Annotated in this window: 9 protein-coding genes; 6 read left to right on the top strand and 3 right to left on the bottom strand. The window is 45.7% G+C overall.

What is annotated here, in order from left to right; all coding sequences use genetic code 11:
• Window positions 1-603 (top strand): T9SS type A sorting domain-containing protein (locus KKA81_01660; protein ID MBU2649615.1); only part of this gene is annotated, 603 nt, incomplete at its 5' end.
• A gap of 9 nt (window positions 604-612) precedes the next feature.
• On the opposite strand, the gene KKA81_01655 is transcribed toward KKA81_01660, so the two are convergent.
• Window positions 613-1,221, bottom strand: a complete 609-nt coding sequence (locus KKA81_01655; protein ID MBU2649614.1) for an SgcJ/EcaC family oxidoreductase — start codon at window positions 1,219-1,221, stop codon at window positions 613-615.
• Between the two features lie 63 nt (window positions 1,222-1,284).
• Between KKA81_01655 and KKA81_01650 the strand changes: the two genes are divergently transcribed.
• Together KKA81_01650 and KKA81_01645 are read left to right on the top strand one after the other, a co-directional pair.
• Window positions 1,285-2,163 carry a DUF1295 domain-containing protein gene (locus tag KKA81_01650; GenBank protein MBU2649613.1) on the top strand — a complete coding sequence of 293 codons (879 nt, stop codon included), beginning with the start codon at window positions 1,285-1,287 and terminating at the stop codon, window positions 2,161-2,163.
• A 272-nt stretch (window positions 2,164-2,435) separates the two neighbouring features.
• Window positions 2,436-3,959: a hypothetical protein gene (locus KKA81_01645; protein MBU2649612.1), complete on the top strand. Its 1,524-nt coding sequence runs from the start codon at window positions 2,436-2,438 to the stop codon at window positions 3,957-3,959.
• A 73-nt stretch (window positions 3,960-4,032) separates the two neighbouring features.
• Here KKA81_01645 and KKA81_01640 read toward each other — a convergent pair whose 3' ends face one another.
• Window positions 4,033-5,409: a hypothetical protein gene (locus KKA81_01640; GenBank protein ID MBU2649611.1), complete on the bottom strand. Its 1,377-nt coding sequence runs from the start codon at window positions 5,407-5,409 to the stop codon at window positions 4,033-4,035.
• A 330-nt stretch (window positions 5,410-5,739) separates the two neighbouring features.
• On the opposite strand from KKA81_01640, the gene iadA reads away from it, so the two are divergent.
• From iadA to KKA81_01625, 3 genes are read left to right on the top strand one after another with little or no spacing between them, the layout of a single operon-like run.
• Window positions 5,740-6,897, top strand: a complete 1,158-nt coding sequence (gene iadA / locus KKA81_01635; protein MBU2649610.1) for a beta-aspartyl-peptidase — start codon at window positions 5,740-5,742, stop codon at window positions 6,895-6,897.
• Window positions 6,890-8,887 (top strand): cyanophycinase, encoded by a 1,998-nt coding sequence (locus KKA81_01630; GenBank protein ID MBU2649609.1) that lies wholly within the window; start codon window positions 6,890-6,892, stop codon window positions 8,885-8,887. The genes iadA and KKA81_01630 overlap by 8 nt, the downstream gene beginning before the upstream one ends.
• 6 nt (window positions 8,888-8,893) lie before the next feature.
• Entirely contained in the window at window positions 8,894-9,751 is an 858-nt protein-coding gene (locus tag KKA81_01625) for a cyanophycinase (GenBank protein ID MBU2649608.1), read from the top strand.
• Here KKA81_01625 and KKA81_01620 read toward each other — a convergent pair.
• Window positions 9,737-10,521 (bottom strand): T9SS type A sorting domain-containing protein (locus KKA81_01620; GenBank protein MBU2649607.1); only part of this gene is annotated, 785 nt, incomplete at its 5' end. The two genes, KKA81_01625 and KKA81_01620, sit on opposite strands and share 15 nt — an antisense overlap.

The following is a 10,521-nucleotide window of genomic DNA, read 5'->3' as shown; positions in this document are numbered from 1 at the left end:
TATTTCCTAACGGGAACAACTACAGGCTGGGCCGTCGGAGGACAGGACTGGTCGATGCTTCCCGTGATCGCCCATACAACTGATGGGATTAACTGGGTAAAACAAACCCATCCCATAAGCGACGGCAATTTTTACGAAATCCACATGGTAAACGATTTACATGGCTGGGCTGTCGGCAACCACATACTCCATACCCAGAATGGAGGAACCACATGGACAGAGCAGGCACAGGATTATCCAAACACCTGGAAGGCAGTCTTTGCCGTTAATGAAAACCTTGCCTTTGCCGTGGGAAATGATAAAAGAATATTGAAATACGATTTATGGGAGGGTATGGACGAAAATGGCTTTGAATTCAGCATCAACGTCTACCCTAACCCGGCCTTTGATCATATTATCATCAATACCGGAACCCCGGAAAATGAAGAAGTATTGGTATCCATCTATGAAACCTCCGGGAAAAAGGTTCTTTCAGAAAGCTTAATCCCCGCAGAAGGTTTCTGTAACCTTAATCTGCAGGGATTAAACGAAGGACTTTATATTCTTAATGTCCGGGTCGGGTTTAATGACACCAGCGTACGGCTGATGCTGATGCGTCCTTAGCTATCCGTATTACGGTTTTTTCTCCTCTGCCGGTGCTTTTTCAACGGGTGGGGCAGGTGATTCCTCAGGCTTCATCTTTGCCATTTTTGCCATAGGATGTTCATTGGAATTCCAAATCTCCAGTTTGATCTTCATATCCCCTTTTTCTTTCTTTTCCCATATGGTCAGATATTTCCCTTCCTCTGTCATCGGTGAGGGCCATTCCGGGGAAACCATGGTAACCTTGAATGTCCCGATTTCAAGAATATCGTTGCCTACCTTACTTACTTCCAATGTGGTAAAATTCATGGCTGTCATTTTCATCCCGCTTTTCATCATCTCCTCCATATGCGCTTTTATCGCAGCTTTACCTTTCATCATCTCTCCGTAATTGGGTAGTGAAATGGCATCATCGGTATAGAAAGCCATGGAAGCCTTGACATCCTGTTTGATGGCTGCTTCAATCATATCCTGGTTGAGCTTCTCGATCTGTGCTTTGATCCTTCCGGCTGGGTCATCGGCCTTTTGACCGGCAGGCCTCTTGCTGCCTGATTTGGTCTCTACCTGGGCCATGCCTGCAAAGGAAAACATCAAGGCCACAACTAGTAATGCTATTTTTAACGTGTTTAGCTTTTTCATAAATATTCCTCCTGTTGATTAATTGATATATTTGTACAAAGATAAAAGTAAAACATCTGAGATATGAATAAGTTTTCAGGACTTCTCGTCATATTGCTGGTATACGCCGCTGCTCTTGGCACAACATGGTTATTGTATCCCTGGTTCAAGGAATACCATCCGTTACTAACAGTAGCCATCCTGGATCTTGTAGCAACTGTGGTAATTTTCATCTTTTCAATGATCTTCAACAACTCCTCGGTATATGACCCTTACTGGAGCGTGGCCCCAATTCCCATTTTGCTTTACTGGATGATGGGTAGTGAGGGCTGGCAATCTCCTGTTGCCTGGATCATCTTCATCCTGGTTTGTATTTGGGGGACAAGGTTGACGCTGAACTGGGTGAGGCGCTGGAAAGGCATGAAGGATGAGGACTGGAGATATGCAGACTTCCGGAGACAATTCCCTTCGATGTATTGGCCCATCAGTTTCCTGGGAATACATCTATTCCCTACCATCCTTGTCTTCCTGGGATGCATGGCTGTGTATCCTGCTATCACGGCTTCCTATGCAGGTTTTTCAATCAATGAAGTCATTGCCATTATTATCACCTTTTTTGCCATAACCATGGAATTGGTTTCCGACGAGCAGCTTGTTGCCTATTTAAAAAAGAGAACCAATCCGGATGACTTTATCAGAAGCGGACTTTGGAAATTATCAAGACACCCCAATTACTTCGGGGAAGTGACTTTCTGGGTCGGATTGTCGGTATTTTCCATGCAGGCATCAACTTTCCAATGGTGGGTGCTCGCAGGACCTGTTGCCATGATCCTGCTGTTCTCCTTCATCAGCGTACCTATGATCGATAAACGAATGGTATCACGCAAACCCGCTTATGCAGAATTTATTGGCAAATCATCAGGATTAATCCCCTGGATGCCGGGCAAAAAACTCTGGCCCTGATCCTGTGTCCATAATTGTACAAGTTTGTCCCTCAACGGACAAAAAGCAATGCTTTTATACAACCATAAACAATCATCAGGCCGCTGACTATCTGACAATTAAGCGCAATGGCGTGATTTTGGAATTTTATTTACAACTATTATTCATGACGGACCAGCTCTCCTGAAAAGGATTTATTCAAACCATTAAACCCGTTGAAATGCATTACACCCATTGATGTAAAAAGCGTGATGGTTTGGCAATAGCACAATTTATCATAAAAATCCACAGTCATGAAAATCAACAATCTTCTGATCCTTGCATGTATGGTCAGCAGTTCCTTCCTGCCATACCCACAAACCTGTTTAGCAGTCACAAACGGTGTTTCCCTGACAGATCAAAAAACGGAAAATGAAAGGAACAAAGCGGCAAATATCCTTTTTGAAGGAATAGAAAACACGCTAACCGGTAAAAATACCCTTTCGTCACGTTCCTTCCTATCGCTTGTTACCCGAACCGGCCCAGAACAAATCGCAGAGGTTTATGAAGCATTTTACCAGGCCCGCCTAACCGGAGCCGGGGAAATAGAAGCCCTTGATCTGAAAAATGGCCGGTTCATTGCAACAGAACGTGATATTATCCCGGCAGGCTCGGGCCCTGCGGTCAGTTTATTAAAAAACATACGGATTATGGGAAAACATACCGGCGAAGATTATCCGGTATCACCGTTATCATTAAATAAAGCGGCTTTCAGAAAAAAAACAGAATGCAATATTGTCAATAAATTTTATGAAGAGGGAAAGACATACTCTGTTATAACCTTCCATCCTATTAACGTGACGGATGCATTTTTCTCCGGTGAAGCTGTGGTCGATGCGAGTTCCAGGTTTGTTAAATATTTAACCCTGAATTATAAACCCAGGACAAGCAAACATGCAGTTCAAGCTGGTAAGAGAACAGAATACCCACAATGCCTGGAGATACAATATACAATTCATTACAGATTTGGCGAAGAGGGTGAATCCATTCCCGAAACGATAAAACTGGATTACACCTTTGAGATGAACATCGCCGGAGAAATAAAACATTTTCATTCATCTGCCGCCCTGCTATTCTATGATTATACAGAGCCTTTCCTGATGCCATTATGCAAACCGGACGACTTTGCCTATGATGAGGATAAGATAATGATACTGCCTGTCGACGATAATGGATTTGACCTTATCCCTGAAGAAAACAAGCTGAAGGTAAAACCGGAAGTAACTGAAAAAACCATAATTTTCGGCTATTCAGGTGTTAATAATTGCGAAGCTAACCCCTGGATATACTGGAAACCGGAAAGAGACATTACCTGGGCTGACTTTGATGCTTATGCGGGTAACGATAAGAATGGGGCTAAGGTCATCAGGGACCGCTCGAGCGGAAAAGTCTCCGGTAAAGGTTATGACCTTTGTTTCCGTATCATTGCCAACTGTGAATATTCCAATGATTCGATCAATGTTTCGTGCCATACGGTTTTTAACAGGAACAAGTCATATTTCCATAATGAAAGAACCCCGGAGGCTCTGGAATTCATCAACCTGCAATTCGATCTGGTTGAATCCTTCCGCATGCGCATGCATCAGACCATATGCAAAAGGGGAAATATTTTGAAAGATGCCGGCAAATTGAAAAAAACATACCAGGACTATATTTCCAGGATGAACGAAATGCTGGATCAAATGGCATCAGAGGTTGAACTCGGTCAAAACACTGAAATAATGGATGTTTGGAGAGAACGTGTGGAACTGGAAATGAACAGGCTGGCTATAAAATAAATAAAAAAATGAGGCTGCCTGGGTTAGGGCAGCCTCAACAGAATACTAGGTACCAATTTACTAACTTAGATTACTAGTGTTGAATTATTCCTGATACGTTTCCGCTACCGTAAACCGTGGCTTTTGCACTGTTAAAGGCGCCCATCTGGTTCACGCTGCTGAAGTTCATATCGCCGGAGATATAGATACCGTTTTCAAAGGCTCCGTCTCCGATAGTATTGTTAAAACCGCCCTGGTTGATGCTAACGTTGTTGTAGTCGCTGCCGTATTCCATGTAAACGTTGTTGATATTGCCATCGCCATACTGTCCGGCATTCACAATGTTGCCTTCGCCACCGGCTACCATCACTGCTGAGAAGTTATAGTTGCCTTCCTGCATGATTTCGGTTGTATTAGAGAATCCATTCTGTGAGCTGTAGATGGCGTTTCCTTCACCGATCTGAGTGGTCATAAGAAGGTTGGCTTCGCCGTTCTGCTCAGCGTAAAGTTCGTTATAGGCGCCGGCCTGGTTCATGTACACAGTGTTGCTGTATCCATCCTGGTTGATCTGGGCAAGGTTGGCATATCCATTCTGGTTCAGCTCGCTGTGGTTGTAGGTGCCATACTGGTTCAGGTCAAGCATGTTGCCAACACCCGTCTGCTCAGCATAGTTGGAGTTGCCATAACCATACTGGTTGATAGAAGCGCTGTTGTTATCTCCACCCTGGTAAGTTTCGTTCCAGTTAGCTTCTCCGCCTTGTGACACATACAGACTGTTATTGTTTCCAAACTGTCCGGTATAGCTGTAGTTGCTAAATCCATCCTGTCCGACAACGGTAAGGTTGTTTTCACCATACTGGTCAACCATTATAGCGTTTCCATATCCATACTGGGTTTCAAGAGCTGTGTTACCAGAACCTACCATAATAGCGTCTGCATAGTTGCCGCTTCCATAGATCATTTGTTCAGCATAATTATAAACTCCATCCATCTCAATATAGGATTCATTGCCATCACCATAAATATTGACCCATGCCTCGTTTTGGGCACCGTACTGGAATACGTTTACCATGTTGTAGTTTCCATCGATGCTGATCTGCATCATGTTGGCAAACCCGACCTGCTCACCATAAATGAAGTTTTCGTCTCCATTAACAAAGAAGGTAGCGTAGTTGTCTTCACCATCCTGATAAAGTTCTGCCCAGTTATCATTTCCGTCAAATAACTGGAAAGTCTCATTGGAAATACCAAACTGAAATACGTTTGAGTAGTTTCCGTCGCCAAATTGTAATTGTTCTGAATAATTAAAATTTCCTGCTGCTTCAACAAAAGCGGTGTTAAAACTCCCCCACTGTTCTGTGAAAGCGTTGTTTTCGTTTCCTGTAAAAAGGTGTTCAGCCTCATTGGCTACCTGAGCGAAGGCTACACTTGTGAGGAGGCTGGCTGCGATAATAATAACTGACTTTTTCATGGTTTAAATTTTTAGCGTTTTTGATTATTAATTAGTTGTTCTTTTCTGCGTTAAAATTTTTGCGTTGCGTACAAGGCAAAGTAACGGCGGAAAAGGGGGGCTCGTCAACGGAGGAATTTACCCGTTTCAAAGGTTTTTCGGGAGAAAAAACAGGTAGGAAAAACCCGTATTGATTGCGATAAGTACGAGAAAATACGATGTGGGAATTCATTTAGCAGGAGGGGCATGCTTCCTGCTAAATATTTAATTAACAAGCACTTCGATAATTATAACCCAGGATATTTCGTCATACCGCCCCCAATTCCTATATTTGTAAAAAACCATAGAATTATGATCCTGATCCGGCAAATAGAAACTTATACTCCCACATACCTCGGGAAGAAAGACATCCTCACCGGGGGAGGGAAGATCATCAGCATTTGCGACCATTTGGATTTCGTCGGCAATCCAAACCTTGAAGTCATCGATGGCACCGGCCTGATGGCATTACCGGGGTTGATCGATGCCCATGTACACATTGCCGGTGCCGGTGGTGAAGGCGGTCCGGCTACGCGTACCGCCGGGCTCAGGATCAGCGACATGCTGGAAGCCGGGGTTACCACCGTTGTCGGATGCCTGGGTACCGACGGGTATACCCGGTCTGTAGAGTCAGTCCTGATGAAGGTCAAAAGTATTCGGCACGAAGGCCTCAGCGCCTGGATGTTTACCGGAGCTTACCAGATACCCCCTCCATCCATCCTGGAAAATGTGGGTAAGGATATCGCCATGATTGAAGAGATCATCGGGGTTGGGGAAGTCGCGCTGTCCGACCACCGCTCCTCATACCCTACCACACAGGAACTGATCAGGCTGGCTTCCATGGCCAGGGTCGGTGGTATGCTTGGAAATAAATGCGGAATTGTGAATATCCACATGGGTGACGCAAAAGACCCGTTCAGGCCACTCTATGATGCAAGCACTACAAGCGAAATACCTTTGAAGCAATTCTGGCCCACGCATTGCAACCGCAACCATCATATTTTTGAGGATGCAAAAGAATATGGGAAGAAAGGCTACCTGGACCTGACGGCAAGTTCGTATCCTTACTTCCCTGAATTTGAGATCAAGCCTTCGAAAGCTATCGCCGAACTGCTCAGGTCAGGGGTGCCCTTGCAGCACATCACCCTCACCTCAGATGCATGCGGTTCACTTCCGGATTTCGATGAACAGGGAAACCTGGTCAAGCTGGAAATGGGATATCCGCTTTCGGTCTTTACAGAGATCAGGGACTCCATCCTGGAAGAAAAAATGTCGATAAGCGATGCATTCAGCCTTGCAACATCAAATGTTGCCGGGATACTTAAGCTTGCGCATAAAGGACGTATTCAGGAAAATAACGATGCCGACCTGCTGATCCTGGATAAGGAACTGAATATAATTCATGTGTTGGCCAATGGTTCGGTAATGGTCAGGAACGGAAATATTCTTAAAAAAGGAGCTTATGAGTAAGCTGTTGATCATAAAAGCCGTTGTCGCAATGATGTTATGTCCTGTATGGGTTTGCGGACAATCCCTTCCGGGTAATATTATGGTGGTGGGCGGAGGATCGGAGGACGCCGGCGGCTGGAGCGATACTCCGTACAGGTGGGTAACACAAATGGCCCAAAACGGAAAAGTAGCCTGTATCACCACCGACGAGGCCCCTACACAGTGGCTGCCTCAATACTTTATGTCGCTGGGCGCATCCTGGTCGAGAAATTTCGTTATCCGCAACAGCCAGACTGCCAATGCACAGGAAACTTACGACAGCCTGATCACCTATGATGCATTGTTCTTCAAGGGAGGCGATCAATGGGATTATTACCATATATATAAAGGTACAGTGGTTGAACAAGCGAGTATGGAGATATTTAACCGCGGTGGAGTGGTTTCCGGTACTTCCGCCGGATTGCAGATCCTGGGTGAAGTAGATTTTATTGCCATGAACGGGACAGTTTACCCGGAAGAAGCCCTGGAAGACCCTTTTAACAACTATATGACCCTCACCAATGATTTTCTGCCCTTTTTCCCTGCCACGATATTCGACTCCCATGTTGCCGAAAGGGGTAGATTCGGGAGGATCACCGGTTTCCTGGGGAACTGGAGCCTGGCAGAACAGCAAGAGATACTGGGAATTGGAGTGGATGATAAAACAGCATTATGTATTGATACTTCAGGAACAGGATATGTTTATGGCACCGGGGCGGTAGGTTTATATCATGCGGGAGTAGGGAATACTTTTTCCATAAGCGGAAGCAAGCTTCTGGCAAGTAATTTAGAAGTCAGCCAGGCACTGAATTCCTGTATAATTGATTTTAGCACACTAAATATAAACGGATTACAGGGCTCAACCCAGCCCGCTTTTTACGGTGAGTCGCTTTCATGTAATCTGATGCTGAGCGCCAGCGATGCCCTTAGCGATAATGAAGAGTTTCTTTTGCGTTTGAAGTCACTCGTGCCGGGTAATGAAGAAATCATCATCATTACCGGATATAGTTTGAGCACCGCCCAGGCAGTTCAAAACCACCTGACCCAGATAGGCGCTGCTTCCGCAATATTGTCCACAACACCGGATAATTACGATGATCCTCTTTGGCTGCAACGCTTACAAAGCAATGATGTATATCTTTTTGTGGACAATGAATACGAAGTACTGAATGATTTCCTGGAATATGGTTCAAACGGGCAATACCTCAAAGCGGCAATGGCAGAAGCGGGAAAAACTTTTGCTTTTATGGGCAGCGACAGCCGTTTCGCAGGAAAATACTGTGCCGTCAATTACAAGGAAGCATATGCCTCGTACGATGGAGAACTTGATATTCGGGAGGGACTTGGCTTACTAAAAAACAGTGCCATCATGCCCAATACTTTTAACGAGGATCTGAATGTGGAGAATACAGCCACCGGTTTGCCCTATATCCTGGTGAAGGAAAACCTTGCTTACGGTTTTTGGATGCATGGGAACGCCTGGATGGAAATCTCTGCATCAAACGGGCAAATAAGCTTCAAAGCCAGGGGCTCCTGCCCGGTCATCTTCCTGGAAAACCCGGGAAGCCCGGCCGGCTTTGCCGACCTTCCCGTTTCTTCAGGAGGTTTACCCAGAAACATTGCCGGATTTACCGGTTTCAGGATGCAGCTTTTTGATGAGACTAATGATATAATGCTGGAAGATGTAACGGGAATACATGAGGAAGGGAATGTATTGGGGTTCAGGGTTTTCCCGGTGCCGACAGCAGATGACATCTCCATAGCCCCAGATGTCATCTGGGTAAAACCCTCACCATCCGCGCTTTTCCGAGTCAGTCTCAGCGGTATAGGAGGAGATGTCATCTGTGAGAAAACAACCACCCTGCCCACAACCCTGCACATTGGTCACTTCCCTTCAGGAACCTTTATTCTTAGCATTGAAAACACCAAAACAGGAACACATTATCACAAAAAGATTGTCATAATTCATTGATACCACATGAAAATCATTAGAATACCCATTTCAATCCTTGTCCTGCTTGTTTGTTTGTCGTGTGTTGACCAACAGCTCATTAACGATAAACCCGGCCCTAAAGGCACCCTTTACATCATTGGTGGCGGGAAAAGACCCGAGGCTATGGTCAGGGAGATGATCAGCCTTTCGGGTGCCGACAGCTCCGGGTATATCATTATACTGCCCATGGCCAGCGAAGAACCCGATTCATCGGCTTTTTATGCTGCCAGGCAGTTCAGCATGCTGGGGATACAATCTATCGCGGCAATGAACATCCTGGATGCAAATGTCTGCTCCCATGACCGGCTCGACAGTATCCGGGGTGCTGCAATGATTTACATCACCGGCGGGGATCAGCAGCGTTTCATGGATATTGTGCTGCAAACACCTGTACATGAAGCCATACGCTCGGCATTCAACGAAGGATCACTGATAGCCGGCACGAGTGCCGGGGCTGCCGTCATGAGCCGGCTCATGATCACGGGAAATGAGTTCAAACACCCTGAATATACCGGTGATTTCAGAACGATCGAAGCCGGTAACATGGAGATTAAGGAAGGGTTGGGCCTGGTAGATGATATCATTGTGGACCAGCACTTTGTTAAAAGGATGCGCATGAACCGCCTCATCAGTGTTGCACTTGAAAACCCCGGAGTGCTTTGTGCCGGGATCGATGAGGCTACAGCCCTGGTTATCCATGGCCGGAAAGGCAGGGTAAGCGGGGAAAGTCAGGTGATACTTATCCGTTTTGACGGAATATATAAAACCAATGAAAAAGGCCTCATCGCTGGAAGAGGCCTTCAACTGGATATTCTGCTGCCAGGAGAATCATTCAATTATTAGTTTCCTGGTAACCTGCTGATCACCGGAAACAAAACTTACATAAAACAGCCCCCTCCCCAATTCTTCTGTGCTTAGGTTCATGTTTTCCTGCCCTTCAGGATCAAGTGTATAGACAACCTGACCCATGCTGTTCACAATTGTTATCTTATCACAATCATTCAAACCCGAGAAAAGTATCTGTTCATGCGCCGGATTGGGATAAACCTGCATGGCAGCCATTTCCACCTGAGAAACGATTCCGGTCATATCTTCCGCATACCAGGCCATCGCATAAGCATCGACACCCGTAACGTAATCAACGCGACCCGTCCCGTCAAGATTGGCCTGCAAGATTTTATCATCATACTTATCTGTATAATAGATCTTTCCTGCATACATATCCACAACCAACCCCCAGATCACAGCATCGACATATCCGGCATCGATCACAGACTCGTTCCCGCCATCGTAAGTATTCATACAGACACCTTTGAGGTAATCGCAGTAATAGATCCGGTCATGTTCCCAATCAACGGCAATTGCTGCACCATCCGTACCGGAAACGATCTCCTCCAAACCCGTTCCATCCATGTTGATACGGTAAACACCACCTGAATAATCGTATTTGTCGTTCGTGATGTACAATTTGTTGTCATCAGGATTGTAAGCCAGTCCAATAGCCATCTCCGGCGGAGAGGTGAGTTCCCATAACTGAAAAAGCTCCGCGCCGGTACCATCGGGATTGCAGCGTCCGATACCGCCTTCCCTACCCCAGTATAGCTTTCCGTCAT

The organism is Bacteroidota bacterium (genome assembly GCA_018831055.1).
GTDB lineage: Bacteria > Bacteroidota > Bacteroidia > Bacteroidales > B18-G4 > M55B132.
The sequence above is the reverse complement of the archived record's forward strand: the minus strand, read 5'-3'. Positions and strand labels throughout refer to the sequence as shown.